This window comes from Desulfobotulus mexicanus (genome assembly GCF_006175995.1).
Lineage (GTDB): Bacteria > Desulfobacterota > Desulfobacteria > Desulfobacterales > ASO4-4 > Desulfobotulus > Desulfobotulus mexicanus.
Window position 1 is genome coordinate 112,574 of the sequence record NZ_VDMB01000007.1, and the last position, 25,627, is coordinate 138,200.

Below are 25,627 nucleotides of genomic sequence, written 5' to 3' on the forward strand. Positions count from 1 at the left end.
TCCTATATTTTTTTTCAGTCTTTTTTATCGCTTTTCACTTCTTCAAAGTCAGCATCCACAACATCATCATCCTGGGGACGGGAAGACTCCTGCGACCCTTCAGCACCTGCAGCATCTGCTGCGGCACCGGCTGCCTGCTGCTGGTACATGGCCTCGGCCAGCTTATGGGAAGCCTCGGTCAGGGCATCTGTTTTTGCCTTAATGGCATCCAGATCCTCCCCTTCCATGGCTTTTTTCAGATCTTCCACAGCAGACTCAATGCTTGTGCGGGTCTCTGCATCCACCTTATCGCCCATATCCTTCAGGGACTTTTCCGTCTGATAGACCATGCTGTCTGCGGTGTTTCTGGCTTCCACCAGCTCCCGCTTACGCTTGTCATCATCGGCGTGCATTTCCGCTTCCTTGACCAGACGTTCAATATCATCGGAAGAAAGACCGCTGGAAGAAGTGATCTGGATGGACTGTTCCTTGCCCGTGCCCAGATCCTTGGCAGAAACATGCACAATGCCGTTGGCATCAATGTCAAAACCCACCTCAATCTGGGGAACACCCCGGGGTGCAGGCGGAAGATCCCTCAGCTCAAAATTACCAAGGGTTTTGTTATCCCTTGCCATCTCACGCTCGCCCTGCAGCACATGGATGGAAACAGCAGGCTGATTGTCGGCAGCCGTGGAGAAAACCTGGCTCTTTTTAGTGGGAATGGTGGTGTTGCGCTCAATAAGTTTGGTCATAACGCCACCCAGGGTTTCGATACCCAGAGAAAGGGGCGTTACATCCAGAAGCAACACATCTTTTACATCCCCCTGAAGAACACCGGCCTGAATGGCTGCACCAATGGCCACAACCTCATCGGGGTTAACGCCTTTATGGGGATCTTTTCCGAAAATCTTCTTCACCCGCTCCTGTACAGCAGGCATACGGGTCATGCCGCCCACAAGAACCACCTCATTGATATTGGCAGCAGCAATACCAGCGTCTTTCATTGCCCGAACACATGGACCTTCAAGATTATCCAGCAGATCACCCACCAGAGACTCCAGTTTTGATCTGGACAGCTTAATCTGAAGATGCTTGGGACCGGAGGCATCGGCTGTGATAAAGGGCAGGTTCACTTCCGTTTCCATGGAAGAGGACAGCTCAATCTTGGCCTTTTCCGCAGCTTCTTTAAGACGCTGCAGAGCCATTTTGTCCTTTCTCAGATCAATGCCCTGCTCTTTACGGAAGGTATCCGCCAGAAAATCGATGATACGGTTGTCAAAGTCTTCACCGCCAAGGTGGGTGTCACCGTTGGTAGCTTTTACTTCAAACACACCATCACCGATCTCAAGGATGGATACGTCAAAGGTTCCGCCGCCAAGGTCAAAAACAGCAATCTTCTCATCGGATTTTTTATCGAGACCATAGGCCAGGGACGCTGCAGTGGGCTCGTTGATGATGCGCTTTACATTAAGCCCTGCAATGGTACCCGCATCTTTGGTGGCCTGACGCTGGCTGTCATCAAAATAGGCCGGAACCGTAATAACCGCATCCGTTACCGGCTCTCCAAGATAGTCTTCGGCAACCTTTTTGATATAGCTCAGGATATAGGAAGAAACCTCTGCGGGACTTACCTTTTTATCCTGAATTTTTACCCGGACATCTCCGTTATCCGCATTTTCAATATGAAAAGGCAGAACATTTCTGTCCTTCTGCACTGCAGGGGAATTGAATTTGCGACCAATGAGACGCTTGACACCAAAGATGGTGTTCTCGGGGTTGGTAATGGCCTGACGCTTGGCTGACTGGCCCACAAGACGTTCTCCGGCACCCGTTACTGCCACAATGGACGGTGTGGTACGACCGCCTTCCGTATTTGCTATAACCTTGGGTTCACCTGCTTCCATGATGGCAACGCAGGAGTTGGTGGTTCCAAGATCTATACCGATTATCTTACCCATATTCTGTTTCTCCTTATGTTCTTATGTCAATGCCGACGGAAGGGCCACTGTCCTGTGCCATGTTTTTTTCACCGTCTCCTGCTTTTTCAGCGGAAACCGGCATGGCTTTGGCTACGGATACCATAGCCGGACGTATAAGCCTGTCGTGCATGATATATCCCTTTTGAAAAATCCGGATAACCGTATCCGGATCCGCTGCATCTGTTTCTTCATGGGCTACGGCCATGTGATAGACAGGGTCAAACTTTTTACCCTCCGCCTCCACAGGCTTAACATTGAACTCTCCGAAAACCTTGAGAATATCCGCTATGGTCAGACGCAAACCCTCCACAATGGCAGAAGCTCCTGCTTCCGGAGATGCGGCGGAATCCATGGCCCTTTCCATATTATCCAGAGCCGGAAGGAGCTTTTGAACCAGAGAAACATTGGCATATTTACGGAACTCATCCGTTTCTCTGGCCGTCCTTTTCTTGAAGTTTTCCAGCTCCGCCACAGTACGCAGATAGCGGTCATTTGCTGCCTTCAGGGCAGTTTCACTGGCTTCAAGTTTTGCGGTAAGGCTTTCATCTTCGGACCCGGCCTTCTCTGTATCCGGTCTGTCCACATCAGCAGCCTCATCTTCCTGCAGCCCCTTACCATCAAGTATTTCAGCAGCATCCGCTACCTTGCCCACCTCTTCAGCAGAAGGTGTTTCACGGGCTGTGACGGTTTCTTCTGCGGGCTTTATCTCAGCCTCTTTTTCCATATCTGCTTCTTTCAATCTTTATCTCCTGACGCCCATCCCATTAACCTTATGGGCAGAAGGATTCCCCACAAAAAAGGGCATGGGGAGTCCTGTCTGCATGCCCTCTGACTCATATTTAAGCAATAGATACATTTAATAAAATTATCTAAACAGCCTTACTTTCATCGGTTCCCGATCAAGTTGGCAAGAAGATAAGGCGCAAAAATGCCTTGTCAAGAAATGGGAAATAAGCAAACGGCAGGAATTTCTGAAAGCACAGACAACATAAAGGGCAGCCCGCAAAGCAACCGGAACTGCCCTTTTTGAACAAAAAAATATGCAGATTTTCTAATCTCTGTTTAATATATGGACATAACTTTGGGGCAAACAGCAAAAACACCAAAGCTGTTTTTCCCATGACACAATCTTATCCGGAGTCCCTGCAGCACTGACCTGCAAGCTCGCCAATTTTTACAGGAATAAAATCTCCGTTCCAGTAAAAAAGAAGCCCCCTTGAATCTTCAAGGTGCTTTTCAACGTACCTTGTATGGGAAGGATCTTTCAACATCCGGGCCAGCATCAGGGCTGAAGCCAGAATTTCAGGATCATCCGAATCCAGAGGAAAGGAAAGAACCGGAATCATTTCCTGTACAAGAACAGGAAAGCTCTGGGCAAGACGGGCAAGGCCCCAGAGAATACCCCTCTGCAAAAGAGGATTCTCCTGAAAATTACCCTCCGGGTCCATGTAGGAACAAAGAATCCTGTGGTATTCATGGGCAACAATGGGAATACGCGCCATAATCTCACCCATGGCCTCACCGCAGCCCCAGCCGATCCCTCCGGATTCATCGTTGAGCATCCATATCAGCCTGCGCATCACCCGGCGCACACCTTCGGGATCTTTAGGAAAAAGGGCCTCACAAACCGACCCCATCCCGGTCACGGCAGACCAGCGTATCTCTTCTTTTTCATGGCAGAAGGCCCCCATGAGCGGTCCCACTACCCTGCGGCCGGACAGAGCCTGCAGGGCACTCTCCATGGCGTCATTATCTTTGAGATTCAGACAGCCCAGAACGTGGGCTTTCAGTTCCCTGCGGTCCATGGGAGCCTCCTTATCAAAAGGTCAGCAGCTCATAGCCTCCGTCCCGGAAAGCTGCCATGGACGGATGGCCATGCATGTCATCAAGCAGGGAAAGGCCTGCTTTTTTTGCGGCATCAAGGGTTTTCATCTTTGCAGCACAGGCCTTGCACACACCGGCCACAATATCTGCTTCCAAGGCTTTTTTCCACAAAGCATGCAGGGGATGGCCTTCCTTTTCCAGCTCAGGAATCAGGGCCACTGAAGCCCCTTCCAGCACCAGAGCCACCTCATCACCCCTTTCATGCATATCCAGTCCATTGAGCAGAACATGGATGAAACACATGGGATCTCCGTTAAAAACAAAAAGGGCAGTTTTGCGCATAATTACCTCCATCAGCCTGCTTCCAAGATTAATTTACCCGTAATTTGAACCCTCATCCCGGCCCCTCGCTTTAGAGAGCCTCAGCCAGCACCCGGAGGGCGGGGCCAAAGGTATCTTCATTTCAGGAATTGGCCTTATTTTTTTATCCCATCAAGGCAAGTCAGCGTTCCCGGATGCAGTCCGCAGGGCAGTTCCTTATGGCCTCTTCCAGACAGTCAGGCCTGCCTTCGCTTTCCCGTACCACCACAAAACCCGTGGCACTCCAGCCAAAAACCTCCGGACAAAGCTCAATGCAGATACCGCAACGAATGCAGGTCACAAGATCCACCTCCGCCGCATAGTCTTCCATCAAACCTCCCTGCCCTGTGCCCTGAGACCCATGCGCATACCCAGACCATGGCAGAGGGTCAGTTGATCCCGCTCCGGCACATACTGGATACGGAGACCCTCCTCAGGAAGCTCAAACCCCATACCGGCCAGCTCCGCGTTGAGAAGTTTAACAGCTTCACCACTCCAGCCGTAGGAACCAAAGGCTGCTGCTATTTTTCCCTGGGGCTTAAGACCTTTCATATAGGTCAGCACATCCATGAGTGCCGGGAAAATCTGGTTGTTCAGGGTGGGAGAGCCCACCATGACAACCTTGGCATCCATGATTTCCGTCATGATGTCTGATCTGTGGGATCTGCGCACACTGATGGGCCGAACCTGCTCCACACCAGCCTCCACCAGTCCGCTGACTATGGCATCGGCCATCATCTCCGTGGAATGCCACATGGTATCATAGATGACAACGGCCTTGTTCTGGGTTTCCTGACGGCTCCAGCGGTCGTAGGCATCAAGAATCACGCCGGGATCTTTCCTCCAGAGAATACCGTGGTCCGGGCAGACCATGTTCAGCTTCAGCCCCATCTCGCCCACTGCCTTGAGAAGCTTGGCAATGAGAGCTGAAAAGGGAAGAAGAATATTGGCGTAATATTTTTTGGCATGGAAAAGCAGCTCGGACATGTCCATCTGATCATCAAAGATCTCGCTGCCCGCATAGTGCTGACCAAAGGCATCGCTTGAAAAAAGAATGCCGTCTTCTTTAAGGTAGGTGAACATGGAATCCGGCCAGTGCAGCATCCGGGTTTCAATGAACATCAGGGTACGGCCACTGCCTATGGAAATTTCTTCGCTGGAGCTGACTTCCTTTAAATTCCAGTTTTCACGAAAATGCCGGGCCAGATTCTTTGCGCCCATTTTGGAGCAATAAAGGGGCTTGTCCTGCCCCACAGCCGCCATAATGCGGGGCAGGCCGCCGGAGTGGTCCATTTCCGTGTGATTGCTCACCACAATATCAATGTCCTTAGGGTCCATGATGGCCCGGATATTGGACAGCAGCTCTTCTGTGAATTCTGCCTTTACGGTATCAATGAGAACATTGGTCTCACCACGGATGAGAAAGGCGTTATAGGTGGTACCTGCGGGGGTGGAGTAACCATGGAAATCACGGATGTTCCAGTCCCGGACACCAACTTCAAAAACATTGGGGGCTATTTCAACAGGTCGCATTTCTTTCCTTATAAAGCATCATCAAAAGGTATCAAAAAAACCGGGATCGCAATGATCTGCGGCTCCCGGCATCTTTATCTGGAATCAACAATCAGGCCGGGGAAAACTGATCCTTTTCCGCACCGCATACAGGACAGGTCCAGTCATCGGGAAGATCGGCAAAGGCCGTACCCGGTGCAATTCCACCCTCACTGTCACCTTCCGCAGGATCATACTCCCAGCCACACAACTCGCATACATACTTCATCGTAAAGCTCCTTTTTTTATATCAGGTTGGTTTTCTCAGAACGCCAGCCCTTTTAATCCTCAATAGGTAAAATCCTCTTCTTCCACCTTGAAGCGGAAGATGTAATAGGCCCATGACTGATAGGCAATCACCAGGGGCACAATAATCACCACAACCCAGAGCATGATGGTCAGGGTCAGGGGACTGGAAGAGGAATTCATGAGATTAAGGCTGTATTCCGGAGACAGACTGGATGGAAAGAGATTGGGAAAAAGACCGATGATGCCAAAAAATGTCGTGGCCACAATTCCCGCAGAACTCATTCCCCAGGCAGGGAAAAACTTCCCCTTGGCAAGAAAAATCCTGGCCCCTGCAAAGGCTGCCACCGCAAGCAAAGGTACGGCAAAAAGCAGAGGTGTTACCAGATAATTGGCATAAAGATCCGTATAGAACCAGCTTGAGATCACAAAAACAGCCAGCACCACCAGCATTACAGGCCAGAGAACCTTTGCCGTGTGAATGGACCTCTCCTGCAGACCTTCCTTTGTGCGGATACAGAGCCACAAGGCCCCGTGGTGCATGAAAAGGAGCAAAAAGAGCAGCCCACCCATAATACCGTAGGGATTTAAGAGGGTAAAGAGATTGCCATGGAAAATCCCTTTACCGTCAATGGGGATACCCATGAAAATATTGGCAAAGGCCACACCAAAAAGGATTGCTGGTGTAACACTTCCCACAAAGATACAGGTATCCCATGTTTTTTTCCAGAGCCTGTTTTCCGAAAGACCCCGGAACTCAAAGCTCACTCCGCGGATGATGAGCCCGAAGAGAATAAACATAAGCGGTGTATAAAGGCTTGAAAACATGGTGGCATAAACCAGCGGAAAGGCAGCAAAGGTAACCCCGCCTGCCGTAATAAGCCACACCTCATTGCCATCCCATAAAGGGCCGATGGCATTGATCATTTTCCTTTTATCCGTTTCGTCCCTTCCAAGGAAAGGATACAGCGCACCCACCCCGAGGTCAAAGCCGTCCGTCATAAAATAAGCGGCCCAAAGCAAGCCCCAGAGAAAAAACCAAATGACCTGCAGTTCCATATATCATGTCCTCCTGGTCCGCATCTGCGGGGTTGTTGTCAGGCCTTTGTTTCTTCAGGCAGATCCGGTCCCTTCATCGCCTTTTTAGCGATCATGGTGAATCCGGCAAGGCCCAGAAGACCATATACCACAATAAATCCTACAAAGCTTGCTCCGACCTGTCCCGTAGAAACCGGTGACACGGCATCGGAGGTCTTCATCAGGCCATACACAATCCAGGGCTGCCTTCCAACTTCCGTCACAATCCATCCGGCCTGGGTGGCAATATAGGGCAGAGGAATGGACCAGAGCATCATTTTCAGATACCAGGGTTTCTCCTGAAGCCGTTTTCTGAAAAACCAGCCTATGCTGCAGGCAATGATAAAGTAGGCACCAAGGGCCACCATAACCCTGAAGGCCATGCCCACAATGGCAATGGGCGGACGCTCATCCTTTGGAAAATCTTTTAAGCCTGTTACCGGTGTTGAAAAATCGTGGTGAATGAGAAAACTTAACATTCCTGGAATTTTACCAATTTCTATGCTGTTTTTTTCCGCCTCGGGATCAGGCCATGCAAAAATATAGCTGGGCGCATTGGGCTGGGTTTCCCAGTGGAATTCCATGGCCGCCATTTTTGCAGGCTGGGAGTGGGCCACATCCACGGCGTGAAAGTCACCCTGAACAGCCACAAAGATGGAAAAAATAAGACCCGGAACCAGTGCCATGCGGAAAGACCGGGTAAAGACCTCTTCATGCTGCTTTTTAAGAAGATGCCATGCACTGATACCCATGACAAAAAAACACGCCAGCACAATGCTGGCCGCAAGGGTATGCATGATGGTGAGCCAGGCGAATTTCTGGGTAATCACCGCCATGAAGTCTGTAATTTCAGCCCTCTGCCCACCAAAGGATTCTCTGAGGGTATAACCCACGGGATGCTGCATCCAGGCGTTTGCAATGAGAATCCATATGGCCGAAGCATTGCCTGCAATGGCTACCATCCACATAACCGCCGCATGGGCCTTGGCCGAAAGCCTTTTCCAGCCGAAAATCCATATACCTATGAAGGTGGATTCCAGAAAAAAGGCCGCTGTGGCCTCAATGGCCAGAAGCGACCCGAAAATATCCCCCACATAGGCGGAATACTGGGACCAGTTGGTTCCGAACTGAAACTCTAAAGTAATCCCCGTAACCACACCGACTGCAAAATTGATGAGAAAAATTTTTCCCCAGAACTTTGTCATCCGGAGATACACCTCATCTCCTGTACGGGCATAACGGGTTTCCATCCACGCCACAAGAATGGAAAGCCCCAGCGTAAGGGGAACAAATAAAAAGTGAAACATAGTGGTTGCGGCAAACTGCAACCGGGAAAGCAGAACCACATCCATAGTGTCTCCTCCTTAAAGAGACAGACTGCGATGATATCTCACCGCAGTCTTTTCTGCGGGTTCAGCAGCATACTGAACCCGGCCTGTTATTTTATTCTGTCATCCCTGCCCGCACCCTCGCAATCCGGTGTATAGCAGGTATTGTCAAGAAACTCGCAGGTCTTCTTGCAGGACGGACATTCTGCCGGAGGTGTTTCCGCTTCCATCTGATAGCCGCAGATGCTGCATTTCCACTGTGCCATATCCGTTTATCCTTTCATTGTTGTGTTTTCTGTTACAGGTCAGAGCAGACAACAGTCTTTCAGACTTTAACCTTCGGCTTTCCACACTCCGTGCAGATTGCAGTATTCACGGGCAACCACATTTTTAGCATCAATCATGAAGGTAGCTTCGGGCTTTTCGCCGGGATTAAGATCCTGACGGTATACGCGATTATCAGCAATAATCTCAATCCATTCAATATAGTGTTTTTCAAGCATGGGATGTTCCGTGCTGCCAACCACAACCTTTACGCCTCCGGGGATGCGCTCAATCACGGGCACATGCTTTTCCTTTGCAGCATCCACGGTATTTTCCGTCAGATGCACCATGGGCTGACCGCAGCAGACCAGCTCACCCTTACCGCCGTGCATTACTTCTATTACATTGCCACAAATATCACATCTGTAAACGTCCAGTCTTTCTGCCATGGATAAACTCCTTTTTCCCTTAGGATTTCAATGGATGTTAAAAAAATATGCTCAACAATACCATAAATCAAAATTTTTTGTATTATTCCTTCCCACTCTCAGACAAAAACCCTTAACAATCTGGGCGAACAAAAATTCAACCTGTACCGCTTTTCAATACAGACAGGCCTGCCTTTGACCTGTGGGCAGCCCTTTCCTTTTCAGCAAGCTGCTTCAGTCTGTACCCCGCATCCCTGAGGATACCATACATGACACCGCAGGAGACGTCTTCACGAGCCTCATCCCCTTCATCCGCAAGGGCCAGCATCTGATCTGCGAGAAGAATTGTTTTTTCTATGTTTTCATCACAGGCTTTCACGGCTTTTCTCCACGCCACCCAGGGAGGCAGACTGTATGGTTCATACTTTAACACGCCCACGCCGACTTGCAACAGCAACACATGGATTTTTCCATTATTCAGGATTCGTGCCAAAGACTGTTTTTCCTGAAAATTCCCTGAAAATCAGCATTTCTGTCCCACACAGAAGATGTGTCCTGTTCACAGCAAAAGATCTGTTAAAGATAGATATAAAAGAAAGGCCCAATGCTTTAAGGTTGAAATAACTGATAAAGCGATGCCCGTGTCTATGTCTCACAAAGAAAATGAGACAACACTGACCCAGAACACCATGCAAGACCCATTTTTTTAGAAAAAACCGGGACTTTATTTCTAAAAAACCGTGATTGCAAATAAAAAACCAATAAAAACAATCCATAAAAAACAATGGCACAAAGAATGCATTAAATACATGCGACAACGAAAACAAGGAGGCCAAGCCTATGATAGCCATCGAAGAACTTAGAAATGATATGGACCTGCTCAATGAAATTGACTGGGAGCTTACACCCGAAGATGCCGTGAATCTTTACCTGGAATGGGGTGGCATATGGAAGCCCGGCGGACTGCGTTACTCCGTAAGGGGAAAGCATGATAAATCACACTATTTCACAGTAAATACCTGGGAAGATCCTCCTGTGATCTATCTTATACGAAGAAATTCCGAAGAGGCAGTAGAACTGGCAAAAATCCCCCTGCCCCCCGGACTCAAGGAATCCTTTATGGAGTCCATAGGTTACAACAGGGGCGTTTACTCCATTGAAGGAGAAGTCAAAGAATGGCTTCTGAAAAAACTGTATCACTAAATAAGCCAGCCCCATGGGCTGCATGGGAAAAAAAATCCTCTCAGCATACCTCAAAGCCTACCGGAACCGGGAGCTCAGACTCCTCAGGCCTGATACCGGAGAGGGGTTTTTACAAAGCAAAACCCCTCTCCCCTGCCTATATGATGATAAAGCCCGGCAGACACAATTTTAAAAATGCCGGGCTTCCTTTCTCTTCTGTAAAAATTAAAAACTTTTGCTTTGCAAATCAAAGGCATTCAATCAGGCAGGCATACCATGCAAAGGTACAGAAGCCATCTTTCGGGATTGTAATGGATAGCGGGACAGGCTAAAAGAATCCCTGTATAAAAGAAGGTAACTGTTCGGCACAATTTTATTCCGAAGCTGCAATGCTTTAGTTTCATTGACTCAGCTCCATGGCAAGGCTCCCTGGCTATTTGCAAGTGACGTTGCAATCGTTTCGGATAAGAGCTTTGCAGACCTGTGCGAAAGAAGCGGCAAACTGTCTGAGCCGCCACAAAGGCAGCGTGCATAAGCCTGCTATGGTAATCAAAAAGCTCATCCTGCCTGTGGCGGTGAGTTTTTGCCGATTCCGCACAGGGCAAGAAGCTCTAAGAATAAGATTGCGTCACGGGCAAATAGCCTGGGAGCCTGTGCACCTTGCTTACAGGTATGAAACCTAAAAATGTGCTGAACAATTACAAAATAAGTTCCTTATTCCTCTATCCAAAGGAAAGGCCCCATGCTCAGCGAACTTGCCATCCGCAATTTTGCCATCATCGATGACCTGACCATAGGCTTTGGCCAGGGCATGACCGTCATGAGCGGTGAAACCGGCGCAGGGAAATCCATCATCATTCAGGCTGTGAACCTGCTTCTGGGAAGCCGTGCAGATGCCCGCATGATACGCCAGGGACACAGCAGCGCAGAGGTGGAAGCCCTTTTCATGCCAAGAGCAGGAAGCCCTGCGGCCATTGCCATGGAGAAAAACGACATCCCTTTGGATCAGGGACTGCATATCCGCAGAGTGCTTTCCGCCACAGGTCCCCACAAAATATACATCAACTCCCGCATGGCCACGGCCCAGCTTTTGGGAGAACTTACCGAACAGCTTGCAAGCATAGCAGGACAGCATGCCCACCAGCGCCTTCTGGATGAAAACCTTCATCTGGATATGCTCGATGATTATGCAGGGCTGGAAAAAGAACTGACACAATATACTGAAAGCCACGGAAAACTGCTCCAGACCCTGAGGGAGATGGAAAACCTGAAAAAGAAAAAGGCCAAAGAAGAGGCGGAGGCGGATTTCACGGCCTTTCAGATCCGGGAAATTGAAGAGGCAGGTCCAAAGGAAAACGAAGATGCAGAACTTGAAATCTTAAGAAAAAAACTGCGCCATGCCCATGCTCTGGGACAAACCATCGGCCTTGTGGTGGAACAGCTCTATGAAGGAGAAGATGCCATAGCAGGAAAACTTGCCATGCTGCGCAAGGAAATGGACAAGGCAGCTTCCCTGGACCCCTCCCTGGATACGGCAGCCAGTGACACAGAAGCCCTTGCCCTGCGCTGCGAAGATCTGGCAGGACATCTGCGCCAGTACCTTGACCATATGGAGATGAATCCGGCCCTGCTGGATCAGGTGGAAAGCCGGCTGCATCTCCTTGCAAAACTGAAGAAAAAATACGGCCCTGAACTGAAGGATGTGCTGGCACACAAAGAAACACTGGAAAAACGGTACATGGAAGCAGACTCCATGGAAGAACGCATGGAAGAACTCAAGAAACAGCGCCTTATCCTTTACAATGAAACCCTGAAGCTTGCCCGTCATCTTTCGGAAAAACGCAGTGCCGCAGCCCTGACCATGGCCTCTGCCGTGGAAAAGGAACTGGCTGACCTCTGTATGGCCGGAACCCGATTCCGGGTGGCCCTGCTGCCTCTGGAAGCTGGCAGCTCTCCATGGATGAAGGATGAAAAGGGACAGGGGCTGGGGGAAAAAGGAAGTGAAAGTGCACGGTTCTGTATCGCCCCCAATGTGGGGGAAACGGAAAACCCTTTAAGTAAAATTGCCTCGGGCGGGGAACTCTCCAGAACGGTTCTGGCCCTAAAAACCATTCTGGCCCGCAACGAGGCCGTAAGCACCATTGTATTTGATGAAGCCGATGCCGGTATCGGCGGCTCCGTGGCCGAGGCTGTGGGGAAAAAAATGCAGTCTTTATCCAGCACCCATCAGGTGATATGCATCACCCATCTGGCCCAGATCGCAAAATTCGGCCACCACCACCTTCACATTGCCAAGGCCGTGGAAGGAGGACGAACCCGAACCCGCATCCGGCTTCTTTCAAAGGATGAAAGGCCGGGCGAGCTGGCAAGGATGCTGGGCGGAGCCGCCATTTCAGAAACAACCCTTGCCCATGCAAGGGAGCTGCTATCGGAAGCCCATACTTGACAAAAAACCGTAAAACCCTTAGGCCTTTTTATTTTTTGAATATGATCAGCAATGATGGAATCAGGAGTAATTTATGCCCATTTATGAGTTCAAATGCCTTGACTGTGAGGATCTTTTTGAAGTGCTCACCCTAAAGGCCAGTGAAGAAGAAGAGGTAAAATGCCCCCACTGCGGTGCCCAGCACTTTGAAAGGGTTATGAGTGCCACCAGTTACGCCATGGGGCCTTCCGGCGGCAGCGGCCAGAAGACAGGGGTCAGCAAACAGGAGCGCACCTGTTCCGCAGGTTCCTGCTCCACCTATACCATACCGGGCGTGAACTGAGCCCGGCATCATGCGGCGGGACCACTCCCGCCGTTATCCTGCCCCCCCTGCCCCAGACCGGAAAACAGATCCCCTGACACACGTTCAAGGAGTGTGTTGAGAAAACGAAAAACCGTTTCCATCTCCTCTACTGAAAAACCTTCATGGATCATCCCGTTCAGGGCAGCCACCATGGGCATAGCACCTGATGCAATCCTCTCACCTTCCGGGCTGATATAGATACGAAATCCCCTGCCGTCATGGGGACAGGTTTTTCTACTGATCAACCCGTTTTTTTCCATGCGCCTTACAAGACCTGTAATGCCGGAGCTTTTCAGTTGAATTCCCTCGCCCAGATCTTTGAGCAGACAGCCGTCATGGTCCCGGATATAAAAAAGAGCCATGAGCTGGGCACTGGTTACCTGAAGCCTGTCCCATAAAAACTGATCCAGCCCATGAATAAGTTTGCCATGCACACGATGGATCAGATAAAAAAGCCGCTTGTCATCCATGGTTCGTCATTTCTTTCCTGTTCACATTCACATCTCCTCCGGCAGTATGGCTGTCACATAATCAATGTCCGGAGCATCGGAAAAGAGCATCACAAGACGATCAAACCCTAAGGCATTACCCGTTGCAGGCGGCATATGGCCGAGGGCCTCAAGAAAGACAGATGCCTCCGGATAGGCTGTTTTCCCAAGCCTCTCCCTTTCCATAGCCGCCTCCCGGAAACGGTCGGCCTGCTCCTTTGCATCCACGAGTTCCGTGTAGGCATTGCACAGCTCCACACCACAGACATACAGCTCAAAACGTTCTGCAAAGGCTGGATTCTCAGGCTTTATCCGGGCAAGGGAAGCTTCGGAAACCGGGTAATCATACAAAAAAACCGGTTTTTCCAAACCAAGGCAGGGTTCAATTTCCAGCCCCATGATCTCATTGAAGCACCCCTTTTCAAGGGCCTCTTCCATGGACAGACTGCCGTAACGTAAAAAGGCTTCTTCTACGGAAAGCCTTTCAAATGGCGGGGTCAGGTTGATTTTTTTTCCCTGCCAGAAAAGGCTATCCCCCCTGCCTTCACATGCCGCCAGATGACAGACCAGCTGCTCAGTCTCCTCCATCATGTAGCGGTAATTCTCATCTTTCACATACCATTCCAGCAGGGTCATTTCCGGAAGATGCTTTGCCCCACGCTCACCTCCACGGAAACAGCGGGCCAGCTGAAAGATTCTGTCAAAGCCCGAAGCCAGAAGCTCCTTCATGGCAAGCTCCGGAGATGCCTGCAGAAAGGCTCCGGAGGCAGACACACAGTCTATGTGTACCTCCGGTGCAGGGGCTGGGATTCTGATGGGGGTTTCCACCTCCAGAAAATCCCTTTCAACAAAAAAGCTGCGGACAGCCGCTGCCATCCGCATCCTCATTTCCAGATGGGGCCGAATCCGCATTCTGCGGAAGGCCTTGGCTTCCATGCCCAATGTCACTCCTTACAGTGATTTTTTCAGATAAAGATCCCGACTGCGATCCTGCAGATAGGCCTTGTCCGCACCGGCGGCCTTTTCGTACCACTCTTCTCCCTGTGCCTTGCAGGCAGGACAGGCATTCAAAGGTATATGCACGCCTATGATACGCCAGTCCCGGTCAGACTTGCTTTCAATGCGAAAAGACCCGGCGCAGTCCGAGCAGGACCGGAGAATTTCCTTTTGCCCCTCATAGATGCCGTCCGTATCATACATAATGGAGCGGGATCTTTCATGGAATTCCTTTTTCCCGAATACCTTCTGTGAAAGTTCCGGACCTCTGCGGCTCCACTGATCCATCACCCGGTCACAAAGCTTGTGGATATACTGAAGGGTTTCCTTCGATTCCTTAAGAACAGCGGGATTATAATCCGGCTCCAGCACATGGCTGTAATCAAGGCCCGCCATGGCAAGGATAATGCCAGCATTCACATAGGGAAGGGCCGCCTCAATGGAATACCCCCCTTCCAGCACGGCAATGTGGGGATTTAAAATCTCCGTCAGTTTTGCATAGCCTTGAGCCGTGAAATTCATGTTGGTTATGGGGTCTGTATAATGATTATCCTGACCTGCTGAGTTAATGATGAGGTCCGGCTTGAAATCATCGAGTATGGGCATCACCGCATTTTCAACTGTGTAAAGATAGCCCTCCTCCGAGGTGTGGGGCGGCAGGGGAATATTCACCGTATAGCCTGCGGCATTGGGTCCACCCAGCTCCTCCATGAAACCCGAACCCGGATACAGGGTACGGCCATCCTGATGCAGGGAAATAAACAGCACATCCGGATCATGCCAGTAAATATCCTGAGTGCCGTCTCCGTGGTGACAGTCCGTATCCACAATGGCAATGCGCTTAACACCCCACTGGCTGCGCAGATATTCCACCATGATAGCTTCAATGTTGATGTTGCAGAATCCCCTGCCCCCGTGCACCACCCGCATGGCATGATGACCCGGCGGACGAACGAGGGCAAAACCCTTTTCTATGCGGCCTTCCATCAGCTCCCTTGCCATGGTTTTAGCCCCGCCTGCGGATACATAGTGGCTGCTGGTGGTAACCGTAGGCTCGTCCGGCACGCAGAAATGGGCCCTCTGTATATCCTGATCCGTCACGAGATCCGGCTTGAATTCCTGAATGCCATCAATATCCATGAGGCCTTCTTCAAAAATCTGATCCTGGGTATAAAGAAGACGCTCTTCCCGCTCCGGATGGCTAGGATCTATGGCCCAGTCAAAGGCTGGAAAAAAAACCAGTCCTATCTTGCTTTTTGCCTTCAGCATCATACTATCCCCCCATTCCGGATCAGACCCGGCTTCACCTGAGCCCGGACCCTTATGTTTCTGCCAGCACGGCGGTAGCCCCGCATCATGGAAAACTCCTGAGCTTCCAGCACTTCCACCTCAAGCCCTTTTACATCCGCCCCCAGGCGCAAGGCCTTTTCCCGGACCAGTTTTTTGGCAAGGGCGATGGCATCATCCATATTAAAGGCAATGGGTGCTTCAGCAGAATACCCTTCTTCCGGGGCCCGCACAAAACCCCGCTGGGTATCCGCAAGCACAGTCACGGCACAGGTGGTACGGGCAAGGGCCGCACCAATGGCATTGGCCACCCCCCAGTCCGGAACGGCACTGGATTCAAGACCGCAGGCCTCACCCAAACCGGGAGCCAGCACCGCGGCCGGGCCACCCATAACAAGCAGGGCTTCGGGCTTTACAACATAGCCTTCCAGCATTTCATGGAGGGTATAAACTGGCCTTGCATTGATGCCATCCACCATGGAAAAGGCCGCATCCCGGATTTTTTCGCAAAGGCTTTTCAGCACAAAGCGGGAAACCGCCTCCGTTTCCATGCCAAGGTCCCTGCCAAGGGTTTCCATGCCCTTAAGGGCCGCTGCCCTGTCACCACCTTCAAAAAAACCGAGAACGGCCATGGCATCCGTGGGTGTGGGAACGGGTCCGCCAAGGCAGAGGGCAGGACCTTTTCTGTCCGGCCCGATGAGAAGCTCTTTTCCTTTAAGCTTAAGCTCTGAGTCTCCGCCCAGGCCGATGCTCACACTTTTTAAAGCCCTGAAAAGGGTTTTCACGCCGCCCACTTCCGCACCCAGGGGCTCCAGCACAGGAACCTTATCTATGAGAACGGCCATATCCGTGGTGGTGCCACCAATGTCCAGCACCAGTACATCTTTAGCGGAAGGGGCATGGGGAATGGCTCCCATCACACTGGCCGAAGGCCCGGAAAGTACCGTTTCTCCGGGACATTCCAATGCCGCATCCAGAGAAAAGGTGCCACCGTCCGCCTTAAGCACATGCACAGGCGCTATGATCCCCCTTGCCTGAAAAGCCTCCTTCACAGCCTTACTAAAGGAAGAAAAAGCATCATGAACCCCTGCATTCAGCCAGCAGGAAGCAATACGGCGGGGGAAATTCAGCACCCCGGAAAGCCTGTGACCGCAGAAAACCGTATCAAAAAGCCCCTTGGCCGCCTTTTCAATGACCTCTTCATGGGAAGGATTGCGAACGGAAAACTTGGTTACAAGACCAATAGCCCTGATACCCTTTTCCCTGATAAGGGCAAAAGCCTTTTTGACTGCTTCCTTATCCAGTGCAGCAATCTCTGCCCCCCTGTGATCCAGTGCGCCCTTTACCACATGAAAGGAAGGGCCGATGGCGTGAAGTTCCGGATCCATTCCCGGCCCTGCGGCCACCACCATACCCACGGGTGTAAGGGTGTTACGGATAACGCTGTTGGTGGTAAGGGTGGTGGAGAGAACCACACGGGTAATTTTACCTGGGTCAATGTCACCCAGCACCCCGTCCACACCCCTGAGAACCGTATCCACAAGATTCTCCTGATCCGTAACCTCCTTGGTCCTTGCCAGAACCCCTTCCGGGCCCAGCAGTACCACATCCGTATGGGTACCGCCCACATCCAGTCCGATAATCATGGAACCTCCTTTGTTAAAAAGAGAGGAAAAACTGTCAGGATATCAAAAAAGCATCCATTCATATGAAAAATCAGGCTACCCAATATGGCCATGGCCTGTCAATTCAGAGTCATCCGATACATGAAAAAACGTAACTGTTCAGCACAGTTTATTTTGAAAATACAATGCTGCAATTGCAGCAGTTTCGTATTATTGCAAGGCACCTTGGCTATTTGCAGGTGACGTTGCAATCGTTTCGGATCAGAGCTTCGAAGGCCTGTGCGAAAGAAGCGGCAAACTGTCTGAGCCGCCACAAAGGCAGCGTGTCTAAGCCTGCCATGGTAATCAAAAAGATTATCCTGCCTGTGGCGGCGAGTTTTTGCCGCTTCCGCACAGGGCAAGAAGATCCCGAATAAGATTGCGTCACAGGCAAATAGCCTGGGTGCCTGTGCATCTGTCTGGCAGGTATCGTACTAAAAAAACTGTGCTGAACAATTACAAAAAAACATCCTTTTAAAAAAATCCTTTCAGAACCGTATCAGCGAGACCCTGGACACCTTGGCATTCTTTTGCATACAAATTTTAAAATCCCTGCGTCCGACCCTTGTCAAGAAAGACTATTTGAACTATGCCTGAGAAGACAAAGGGATTTTCAAAAAGGGCAGATCCGTTTATCTGTCCCTAAAAATTCAACAACAAAGGGGCAAATGCCCCGCAACTTTCAGGAGATACCCATGGCCATTGTTGAGTGGGAAAAAGACGAGTCCGTTGCCATCATCCGCATGAACAGCGGTGAAAACCGCCACAATCTTGAATTCGGCAAGGCAATGTGTGCTGCCATTGATGAAGCCCTTGCGGATGCGGAAGTAAAAGCCATTGTTCTTACAGGAAATGATGGCAAAAACTTCAGCCAGGGCGTGGACATTGAGTGGATGTTCGGCAGACAGAATGAACAGGATTATCAGGCCATGAAAGATTTCATGTACAAAATGAATGAGGTCTTTGCCAAACTTCTCACCGTTCCCGTACCCACCATTGCCGCCATCAGCGGCCATGCCTTTGGTAACGGAGCCATCCTTAGCTGTGCCTGTGACTTCCGCTTCATGCGTGCCGACCGGGGATATTTCTGCTTCCCGGAAGTGGATCTGGGCATTCCATTTTTGCCCGGCATGATCGCCTTCTGCAAAAAATCCGTACCCTACTACAAATTCAACGAAATGAAACTCACGGGCAAGCGGGCAGGTGCTGCTGAGCTGGAAGCAGATCATGTGATCTCCAAGGCCTGCGACAATCTGGAAAGCCTTATGACTGAATCCGTGGCCTTTGCCAAAACCTTCCACAAAAAGCGGGGCATCTTTGGCGAGCATAAAAAACGCCTGCACAAAGAAATCATTGAAATCATGGATGTTGAAGACAAGCCTGTGATTGAATCTCTGGCCCTCTTCATTGCGGACTGATTCGGTATAATAAAATAAAACGGACATCACGAAAAACACTTGCGGTGTCCGTTTTTTATCCCACCCTGCCAAAACTTTTTTCCAGAAAGCGTTTTTCCCACTGGATCCAGATGGGTCTGCCGTGGGGACACCGGGAAGGCTGGGCACAGGCATCCAGTTCATGGAAAAGATGACGGATCTCTTCGGGCTTCAGTGCCTGATTGGCCCGGATGGCCGAATGACAGGCCATGAGAATCAGGCACTGATCCACTGCTTCCACATAGCTTTCTGTATGCCCCTCCGCCACCATCTCTGCAACCGTATCCGCAAACACCTGACCCAGATCCCCGTGGGAGAGAAGGTCAGGAACCGCTTTGATCACAAAGGAATTACCACCAAAGGGCTCCACATATAACCCCAGAGCCTCCATTAACGGCAGCAGCTCCCAGGCCAGATCCGTTTCACGGAAACCAAGCTCCACCACCTGGGGAATCAAAAGCTGCTGGGAAAGACCTTTGCCCTTTTCATGGCGTCGTCTCAAGGCTTCATAGCGCACCCGCTCATGGGCCGCATGCTGATCCACCATTACCAGCCCAGCGTCGGACTCACAGAGAATATAGGTATTATGGAGCTGACCTATAATCTTCAGTTCCGAATAAAATTCCTTTTTCTCCCAAAGTCTTCCCTGCGGGTCCTGTGCAGAAAAAACACCGGGACTGCCCCCTTGACCGGAAAACCGGGGCCTTTCCTGCCGGATTTCACCTGCCTCTTCCCTCTGTTCTTCCTTCCCGGAAAACATGGCTTCCGGAGAAAATGCATGGCCCGGATCTCCAGATTCTGCGGACTCCCTCACTATTTCACCGGCCAAAGGGGCTGCCTCTGCAGAAAAAGAAGATGCAGACCCTGCCCCATCCTTAAGATCATTTCCTGACACATTCTCTCCGGAAAGTGGGCCGAGACCTTCACCATGCCTTGAAGAAACAGCGCCGTGGGTGGCAACAATATTCCTGACTTCTTCCAGACTCTCCCTGCGAGAGACTGAAGAAACCTGCCATTTACGATTGTCCTCCCCCGTCAGTGCCAAAGCCACACCATCCCGCACGGCAGCCCACACCGCCCTGCCGTCGGCAAACCTCACCTCATGCTTGGTGGGATGCACATTCACGTCCACCCGGTCAGGATCCACATCCAAAAATAAAATGGCCACAGGGTAGCGGCCCGTCATCATCCGGCCCTTATACCCCTCAAAAAGGGCCTTATATACAGACCTGTCCCGGACATGACGGCCATTCACATAAAGATAGATCCGCTGGGTAGTACTTCGGGAAATATCCGGGGATGCCACCCAGCCACTTACCCTGATTCCAGCCCCCCGATGCTCCACTGGGAAAAGATGGTTTTCCACTTCCTTTCCCAGCACATCCACGGCCCGGACAAAGGCATCACCTCCGGCAAGATGCCTCAGCACACGGCCATTGTGAAGAAGCCGGAACTGCACATCTGGAAAACCCAGAGAAACGGAAAGCAGAATATCGGCTATGTGCCCCATCTCCGTATTTTCCGTTTTCAGAAATTTTCTGCGGGCAGGAACATTGAAAAAAAGATTTTTTACGGAAATAACAGTACCCGGTGCAGCACCCGTTTCCGTAACATCCAGAATCCGCCCTCCTTCCACCACTATGCGCACACCGGAAGGAGCGTCCTGCTCCCGGCTGACAAGCTCAAAACGGGAAACGGAAGCCATACTTGGCAAAGCTTCACCCCGAAATCCTAAGGTTCGGATGGAAAAAAGATCCGCATCGGTTAAAAGCTTGCTTGTGGCATAACGCTCAAGGGACAACATGGCATCATCTGCTCCCATGCCATGACCATTGTCGGACACCCGGATACCCGCAAGCCCGCCCCTTTCTATGGCTACCTCAATGCTGGTGCTGCCCGCATCCAGGCTGTTTTCCACAAGCTCCTTCACAACGGAAGCCGGACGCTCCACCACCTCGCCTGCGGCAATTTTGTTGGAAAGAATGTCAGGCAATACTCGGATCTTGGACATAAAATTCCCATAAAAAAAGGAAGACACCAGGGCCTTCCTTTCATTGACTTCAGATATCGAAACAGGCTGGTTTTGCCCCTTCGCTCTTTGCCTTATGCACAAGCCTCAGCAGAAATTCCGCCTCAAAGGGAGAAAGATCAAATCTCTGGGCCGCCATCATGACAAGTTTACCCGCCGAATCCCCGCTTTGGCTCCCCTGTTCTCCGGCAATCCATTCACAGGCCCGTTTGATGGCAGGACTTGCTGCCACAGTACTCACAAGTCCGGACCTGCTGCAGGAGCTGCAAGCCCTCTGTCCCATGCGGCTTCCTTTTCATAGGCATATGCTGCCTTTAAAAGACTGCCCTCATCAAAGGGTTTGCCGAGAAGCTGAAGACCCATGGGGAGGCCCTTTTCCGTAAAACCACAGGGAACGGACATGCCGGGAATTCCTGCAAGGTTTGCTGAAAGGGTGAAAATATCGGCGAGATACATGGTAAGAGGATCATCCACAATCTCACCCAGCCCAAAGGCCGGAGCCGGTGTTACAGGGGCTGCAATCAAATCACACCCTGCAAAGGCATCCGTAAAATCCTTTGCAATGAGGGCACGCACCTTCAGGGCCTTGTTGTAATAAGCATCATAGTATCCCGAAGACAGGGCATAGGTGCCGATGAGGATGCGGCGTCTGACTTCCTCCCCAAAACCTTCGGAACGGGATTTTTCGTAAAGCTCCAGAAGATTGGCCGCTTCAGGGGTCCTGTAACCATAGCGGATACCATCGAACCGGGCCAGGTTGGTACTGGCCTCACTGGACGCCACCACATAATAGGCCGCCACCGCATAGGCCATGTGGGGAAGGCGAACTTCTACTGTTTTTGCTCCGCAGGCTTCCAGCACACGCACCGCTTCTCCGATGGCCGAACGGATTTCAGGTTTTACACCTTCGGCACCATGGTACTCCACGGGAAGTCCAATGGTAAGCCCCTTAAGATCCCTTGACAGAAGAGATCTATAATCCGGAACCGCTACATTGACAGAAGTGCTGTCTTTGGGATCATAGCCTGCAATAGCCTGAAGAAGCATGGCACAGTCTTCAACACTCCTTGCCATGGGTCCCACCTGATCCAGGGAAGAGGCAAAGGCTACTACGCCATAGCGGGATACCCGGCCATAGGTCGGCTTCAGACCCACCACACCGCAATGGGCCGCAGGCTGGCGGATGGAACCTCCCGTATCCGTTCCCAGAGATCCCAAACAAAGCCCTGCGGCCACGGCAGCAGCACTGCCACCGGATGAACCGCCGGGAATATGGGACAGGTTCCATGGATTTTTTACGGGTCCGAACCAGGAAGTCTCGCTGGAAGACCCCATGGCAAACTCATCCATATTAAGCTTACCCGTCATCACAGCACCTGCGGCATTAAGTTTTTCCGCAACTGTAGCGTTATAGGGAGGAACAAAATTTTCCAGCATACGGGAAGCACAGGTAGTAGCTATACCCTTTGTAAGGATCAGATCCTTAAGACCCAGAGGAATTCCCGTCAAAGCTCCGGCTTCGCCTTTACGGATCCTTTCATCGGCAAGACGTGCCTCTGCCATGGCCGACTCCTGTGCCACTGTAATATAACTGTTTATCAGGGGATCAATTTCAGAAATGGCATCCAGTGTCTGCCGGGTCAGTTCTTCGGCTGTAAAATCTCCGGCATCCAGATGCTTTCGTGCTTCGTGTATATAAAGGCCCTTGGTGAGGCTCATATTTTTCTCCTTATGGAAAGGGTTGTGCCTTTTCTATCATCTGGACTCAGCCCACAATTTTCGGAACCAGAAAATGTCCGTCTTCTTTTTCCTCTGTACCGGACAGAGCAAGATCCACACCAAGATGTTCACCGACCTTGTCCTCCCGCATGGCATTGACCAGATGAACGGCATGGGACATGGGAGCCACACCTTCCGTATCCACTTCCTTCAGGGTGTCCACATAGGCCAGAATGGTCCCAAGCTGGGTGGACATACGCTCCATCTCCCCTTCTTCCATATGCAGACGGGCAAGGCCTGCCACATGTAAAATTTCTTCCTTTGAAATTTTCATCAGGATTCTTTCCCCAAAAAATATCATTGTTTGATCACACATCTAAAAAAACTGATCCACAAATGAGCAGAAAAACGGACAAGGCGCTTAACCCTCAATCCATACGAAGGACAAAACCGTTCACCCTCTCTGACTCAAGACGGCCCAGCACAGGCCGGGCAGCATCCCTGCTGACAAAACGCCCCACACGAACCCGGTACCAGATACCACCCACCTCATCTGTTCCCGCAACAACATAGGCATCAAAGGCCTGTTCCCGAAACTGCTGTACCATGCGGGCTGCATCCTCGGGATTTTTCATGGCTGCCACCTGAATTGTATAAGCTTCATTTCCAGGCACCGGCGAAGATAAAGGAGTTGCGGATGTCCTTGCCTGCTGTCTGGATACAGCAGGCAGCGTTTTTTCTTCCGGCTTCTGCGCTACCGGCGCAATTCTCGCACTCAGGGGTTCCATATCCCTGCTTTCCCTTTGTGCAGAAGGACTTTCTTCAGGCTTAGCTGGTGTCCTAAAAGAAGCAGACTCTGCCATCATCAGGGGCTGAGGAGGCATAGGCTCCTTATCTCCATCAAATCGTGGCATCTTAACGGGCAGATCTTCCAGCTGCAGTACTTCTGTATGCTTCAGGGATTCAAAAAAAGTCAGCTCCGGAACCTCATTCACAGGCCTTTGCTGCTCTTTTGCAAAAAAAGTCTGCAAGCGGGCTTCCATATCAGGAATATCAAAGGTGACTGGCGAGGTTCCTCTTCCCACCATAATCCCAAGGACAAACATGGATACAGAGACAAAAAACACAAATAACATCCACTCCCGGTTTTTACTTATTTCCAAAGGCTGGCGACCTTCTTTTTTCTCTTCTTTCTGAGAATTCCGGGACATGCCTTCTGCTCCTTCACGCATGCGCTACATTTCTTCAGGTGCAGAAATCCCCAGAAGAACAAGACCATTGCGGATTACCTGCTGCACAGACCGGATCAGCACCAGCCTTGCCGAAGACAATGCAGCATCCCCAGAAAGAACCTTATGACGGTTATAATATGTATGGAATGCCGATGCCAGTTCCATGAGATAAAAAGGAACCCTGTGGGGCTCCAGATTGGCACCGCTTAAGGCAATGGTTTCAGGAAAACGTGCCATATGCTTCATCAGAGCAATTTCTTCTGGTTCCTGAAGCAGGAAAAGTTTTTCCATATCTTCATGGATATTTTCATCGGCCGCCTTCCGCAGGATACTGGCAATGCGGGCATGTACATACTGCACATAAAACACAGGATTATCATTGCTCTTTTTCTTTGCCAGCTCCAGATCAAAATCTAAGGATGTTTCATAGCTGCGCATCAGGAAAAAGAAGCGGGCAGCATCCTTTCCAACCTCATCAACCACAGCCTTCAGGGTTTCAAACTCCCCGGACCTTGTACTCATGGCCACAGGCTGACCATTGCGTAGAAGGGCCACAAGCTGAACCAGTATCACCTGAAAACGCTCAGGATCCGTACCCGTTGCCCCCACAGCCGCCTTGATCCGCTTGATATAGCCATGGTGATCCGCACCCCAGACATCAATCACCCGGTCAAAGCCCCTCTCATATTTGTTTTTATGATAAGCAATGTCCGATGCAAAATAAGTGGTAATCCCGTTGTTACGAACCACCACCCTGTCCTTTTCATCCTGCCAGTCAGTGGTCTTAAACCATTTGGCCCCATCCTTTTCATAGACAACACCGGAAGATTCAAGATCTTTCAGCACCGTATCCACTACACCCGTATCATAGAGGCTCTGCTCACTGAACCACTTATCATGCACCACACCAAAGGCTTCAAGGTCTTCCCTGATACCACCAAGGATACTGTCTGCTGCAAAACGGGCACAGAGGGCAACACCCTTTTCATCGTCTGCTCCGGCCAGTTCAGGAAAACGATCCTTAGCCTCAAGGGCCAGCTCCCTGATATAATCGCCCTGATAGCAGTCCTCAGGAAATTCCAGAGATTCACCACGAATCTCCTTCAGGCGCAGCCATACGGAGTTACCAAGGGTACGGATCTGTCTGCCGGAATCATTGATATAATATTCTTTTTCAACCTCGTAACCGCAGGCGGAAAGAATATCGGCCATGGCATCCCCGACCACGGCACCACGCCCATGGCCCACATGCAAAGGACCTGTGGGATTGGCACTGACAAACTCCACCTGAACCCGGCGGCCTTTACCGTCATCCACCCGGCCAAAGGTCTCACCTGCCCCAAGTACCCTTTGAACAATGGGCAGCCATGCAGAAGGTTTCAAATAAAAATTAATGAATCCCGGACCCGCTATTTCTGTTTTTCCCAGAATGCCTGAATCATCTTCGATGTGGGAAAGGAGAATTTCCGCAATTTTACGGGGGGGCATTTTCTGGGTTTTAGCCCCGACCATGGCAATGTTGACAGAAAAATCTCCGTGGGCCTCGACTCTCGGAACTTCTATATCAAAGGCCGGAAACTCAAGGGATACGAGACTTCCTGCACCAAAGGCCCGTTCTATGGCCTTTTCAATCATGGCTCTTAAATGATCTTTCATAGGCTTATGACTTTCAAAAAAAATTCAAGCGACGTTTTCAGGGCCGACAAAGCGGGATGCCGGAGTCCTCAATAATCAGGACATCCGGCACCGCCCGATGCAAGCAGAAAATA

At 50.7% G+C, this 25,627-nt stretch carries 27 protein-coding genes; 5 read left to right on the plus strand and 22 right to left on the minus strand.

Features of this window, described 5'->3' with window-relative positions:
• Window positions 1-14 precede the first annotated feature (14 nt).
• From dnaK to FIM25_RS07570, 12 genes are all read right to left on the minus strand, one after another.
• A complete protein-coding gene (gene dnaK, locus FIM25_RS07520; protein ID WP_139447877.1) occupies window positions 15-1,937 on the minus strand; it encodes a molecular chaperone DnaK in 1,923 nt (640 codons plus the stop codon).
• A gap of 13 nt (window positions 1,938-1,950) precedes the next feature.
• Complete coding sequence (gene grpE / locus FIM25_RS07525; RefSeq protein ID WP_246052081.1) at window positions 1,951-2,697, minus strand: nucleotide exchange factor GrpE; 747 nt, start codon at window positions 2,695-2,697, stop codon at window positions 1,951-1,953.
• 391 nt (window positions 2,698-3,088) lie between these two features.
• Window positions 3,089-3,763 (minus strand): DVU0298 family protein, encoded by a 675-nt coding sequence (locus tag FIM25_RS07530; protein WP_139447879.1) that lies wholly within the window; start codon window positions 3,761-3,763, stop codon window positions 3,089-3,091.
• Between the two features lie 13 nt (window positions 3,764-3,776).
• Window positions 3,777-4,124, minus strand: coding sequence for a cytoplasmic protein (locus FIM25_RS07535; RefSeq protein WP_139447881.1), 348 nt, complete (start codon window positions 4,122-4,124; stop codon window positions 3,777-3,779).
• A gap of 160 nt (window positions 4,125-4,284) precedes the next feature.
• Window positions 4,285-4,473: a ferredoxin gene (locus FIM25_RS07540; protein WP_139447883.1), complete on the minus strand. Its 189-nt coding sequence runs from the start codon at window positions 4,471-4,473 to the stop codon at window positions 4,285-4,287.
• On the minus strand, window positions 4,473-5,675 hold the full coding sequence (locus tag FIM25_RS07545) for an FprA family A-type flavoprotein (RefSeq protein WP_139447885.1): 1,203 nt from the start codon (window positions 5,673-5,675) through the stop codon (window positions 4,473-4,475). The genes FIM25_RS07540 and FIM25_RS07545 overlap by 1 nt, the downstream gene beginning before the upstream one ends.
• A gap of 91 nt (window positions 5,676-5,766) precedes the next feature.
• Window positions 5,767-5,922: a rubredoxin gene (rd, locus tag FIM25_RS07550; RefSeq protein ID WP_139447887.1), complete on the minus strand. Its 156-nt coding sequence runs from the start codon at window positions 5,920-5,922 to the stop codon at window positions 5,767-5,769.
• A 59-nt stretch (window positions 5,923-5,981) separates the two neighbouring features.
• A complete protein-coding gene (gene cydB, locus FIM25_RS07555) occupies window positions 5,982-6,998 on the minus strand; it encodes a cytochrome d ubiquinol oxidase subunit II (RefSeq protein WP_139447889.1) in 1,017 nt (338 codons plus the stop codon).
• Between the two features lie 38 nt (window positions 6,999-7,036).
• Window positions 7,037-8,368: a cytochrome ubiquinol oxidase subunit I gene (locus FIM25_RS07560; protein WP_139447891.1), complete on the minus strand. Its 1,332-nt coding sequence runs from the start codon at window positions 8,366-8,368 to the stop codon at window positions 7,037-7,039.
• An 86-nt stretch (window positions 8,369-8,454) separates the two neighbouring features.
• The gene (locus FIM25_RS17055; protein WP_179953240.1) at window positions 8,455-8,610 is read right to left on the minus strand and encodes a rubredoxin-like domain-containing protein; all 156 of its coding nucleotides are present in this window, start codon (window positions 8,608-8,610) and stop codon (window positions 8,455-8,457) included.
• A 66-nt stretch (window positions 8,611-8,676) separates the two neighbouring features.
• Window positions 8,677-9,057 (minus strand): desulfoferrodoxin, encoded by a 381-nt coding sequence (locus FIM25_RS07565; RefSeq protein WP_139447893.1) that lies wholly within the window; start codon window positions 9,055-9,057, stop codon window positions 8,677-8,679.
• A gap of 136 nt (window positions 9,058-9,193) precedes the next feature.
• Window positions 9,194-9,415, minus strand: coding sequence for a hypothetical protein (locus tag FIM25_RS07570; protein ID WP_139447894.1), 222 nt, complete (start codon window positions 9,413-9,415; stop codon window positions 9,194-9,196).
• A 461-nt stretch (window positions 9,416-9,876) separates the two neighbouring features.
• Between FIM25_RS07570 and FIM25_RS07575 the strand changes: the two genes are divergently transcribed.
• From FIM25_RS07575 to FIM25_RS07590, 4 genes are all read left to right on the plus strand, one after another.
• Window positions 9,877-10,239 carry a DVU0772 family protein gene (locus FIM25_RS07575; RefSeq protein WP_139447896.1) on the plus strand — a complete coding sequence of 121 codons (363 nt, stop codon included), beginning with the start codon at window positions 9,877-9,879 and terminating at the stop codon, window positions 10,237-10,239.
• Window positions 10,212-10,550: a hypothetical protein gene (locus FIM25_RS07580; RefSeq protein ID WP_139447898.1), complete on the plus strand. Its 339-nt coding sequence runs from the start codon at window positions 10,212-10,214 to the stop codon at window positions 10,548-10,550. Before FIM25_RS07575 ends, FIM25_RS07580 begins: the two co-directional genes overlap by 28 nt.
• Before the next feature lie 410 nt (window positions 10,551-10,960).
• Window positions 10,961-12,664 carry a DNA repair protein RecN gene (gene recN / locus FIM25_RS07585; protein WP_139447900.1) on the plus strand — a complete coding sequence of 568 codons (1,704 nt, stop codon included), beginning with the start codon at window positions 10,961-10,963 and terminating at the stop codon, window positions 12,662-12,664.
• Between the two features lie 73 nt (window positions 12,665-12,737).
• Window positions 12,738-12,986 (plus strand): FmdB family zinc ribbon protein, encoded by a 249-nt coding sequence (locus FIM25_RS07590; RefSeq protein WP_139447902.1) that lies wholly within the window; start codon window positions 12,738-12,740, stop codon window positions 12,984-12,986.
• An 8-nt stretch (window positions 12,987-12,994) separates the two neighbouring features.
• Here FIM25_RS07590 and FIM25_RS07595 read toward each other — a convergent pair whose 3' ends face one another.
• Genes FIM25_RS07595 through FIM25_RS07610 form a run of 4 tightly spaced genes read right to left on the minus strand, consistent with a single transcriptional unit; the run spans window position 12,995 to window position 17,424 of the window.
• Window positions 12,995-13,477, minus strand: a complete 483-nt coding sequence (locus FIM25_RS07595) for a MarR family winged helix-turn-helix transcriptional regulator (RefSeq protein ID WP_139447904.1) — start codon at window positions 13,475-13,477, stop codon at window positions 12,995-12,997.
• Window positions 13,478-13,504: 27 nt separating this feature from the next.
• Complete coding sequence (gene epmA / locus FIM25_RS07600) at window positions 13,505-14,431, minus strand: EF-P lysine aminoacylase EpmA (RefSeq protein ID WP_246052083.1); 927 nt, start codon at window positions 14,429-14,431, stop codon at window positions 13,505-13,507.
• A gap of 15 nt (window positions 14,432-14,446) precedes the next feature.
• Entirely contained in the window at window positions 14,447-15,760 is a 1,314-nt protein-coding gene (locus FIM25_RS07605; protein ID WP_139447963.1) for a histone deacetylase family protein, read from the minus strand.
• Window positions 15,760-17,424, minus strand: a complete 1,665-nt coding sequence (locus FIM25_RS07610) for a hydantoinase/oxoprolinase family protein (RefSeq protein ID WP_139447906.1) — start codon at window positions 17,422-17,424, stop codon at window positions 15,760-15,762. Before FIM25_RS07610 ends, FIM25_RS07605 begins: the two co-directional genes overlap by 1 nt.
• A 713-nt stretch (window positions 17,425-18,137) precedes the next feature.
• On the opposite strand from FIM25_RS07610, the gene FIM25_RS07615 reads away from it, so the two are divergent.
• On the plus strand, window positions 18,138-18,860 hold the full coding sequence (locus FIM25_RS07615; RefSeq protein WP_139447908.1) for an enoyl-CoA hydratase/isomerase family protein: 723 nt from the start codon (window positions 18,138-18,140) through the stop codon (window positions 18,858-18,860).
• 55 nt (window positions 18,861-18,915) lie between these two features.
• On the opposite strand, the gene mutL is transcribed toward FIM25_RS07615, so the two are convergent.
• The 6 genes from mutL to argS form a co-directional block, all read right to left on the minus strand.
• On the minus strand, window positions 18,916-20,889 hold the full coding sequence (mutL, locus tag FIM25_RS07620; protein WP_139447910.1) for a DNA mismatch repair endonuclease MutL: 1,974 nt from the start codon (window positions 20,887-20,889) through the stop codon (window positions 18,916-18,918).
• A gap of 49 nt (window positions 20,890-20,938) precedes the next feature.
• Window positions 20,939-21,190: a hypothetical protein gene (locus tag FIM25_RS07625; RefSeq protein WP_139447912.1), complete on the minus strand. Its 252-nt coding sequence runs from the start codon at window positions 21,188-21,190 to the stop codon at window positions 20,939-20,941.
• Window positions 21,145-22,626: an Asp-tRNA(Asn)/Glu-tRNA(Gln) amidotransferase subunit GatA gene (gene gatA, locus FIM25_RS07630; protein ID WP_139447914.1), complete on the minus strand. Its 1,482-nt coding sequence runs from the start codon at window positions 22,624-22,626 to the stop codon at window positions 21,145-21,147. The genes FIM25_RS07625 and gatA overlap by 46 nt, the downstream gene beginning before the upstream one ends.
• 46 nt (window positions 22,627-22,672) lie before the next feature.
• Window positions 22,673-22,960, minus strand: a complete 288-nt coding sequence (gene gatC, locus FIM25_RS07635; RefSeq protein WP_139447916.1) for an Asp-tRNA(Asn)/Glu-tRNA(Gln) amidotransferase subunit GatC — start codon at window positions 22,958-22,960, stop codon at window positions 22,673-22,675.
• A 94-nt stretch (window positions 22,961-23,054) separates the two neighbouring features.
• Entirely contained in the window at window positions 23,055-23,837 is a 783-nt protein-coding gene (locus tag FIM25_RS07640) for an SPOR domain-containing protein (RefSeq protein ID WP_179953241.1), read from the minus strand.
• A 24-nt stretch (window positions 23,838-23,861) separates the two neighbouring features.
• Entirely contained in the window at window positions 23,862-25,514 is a 1,653-nt protein-coding gene (argS, locus tag FIM25_RS07645) for an arginine--tRNA ligase (protein ID WP_139447920.1), read from the minus strand.
• Window positions 25,515-25,627 lie beyond the last annotated feature (113 nt).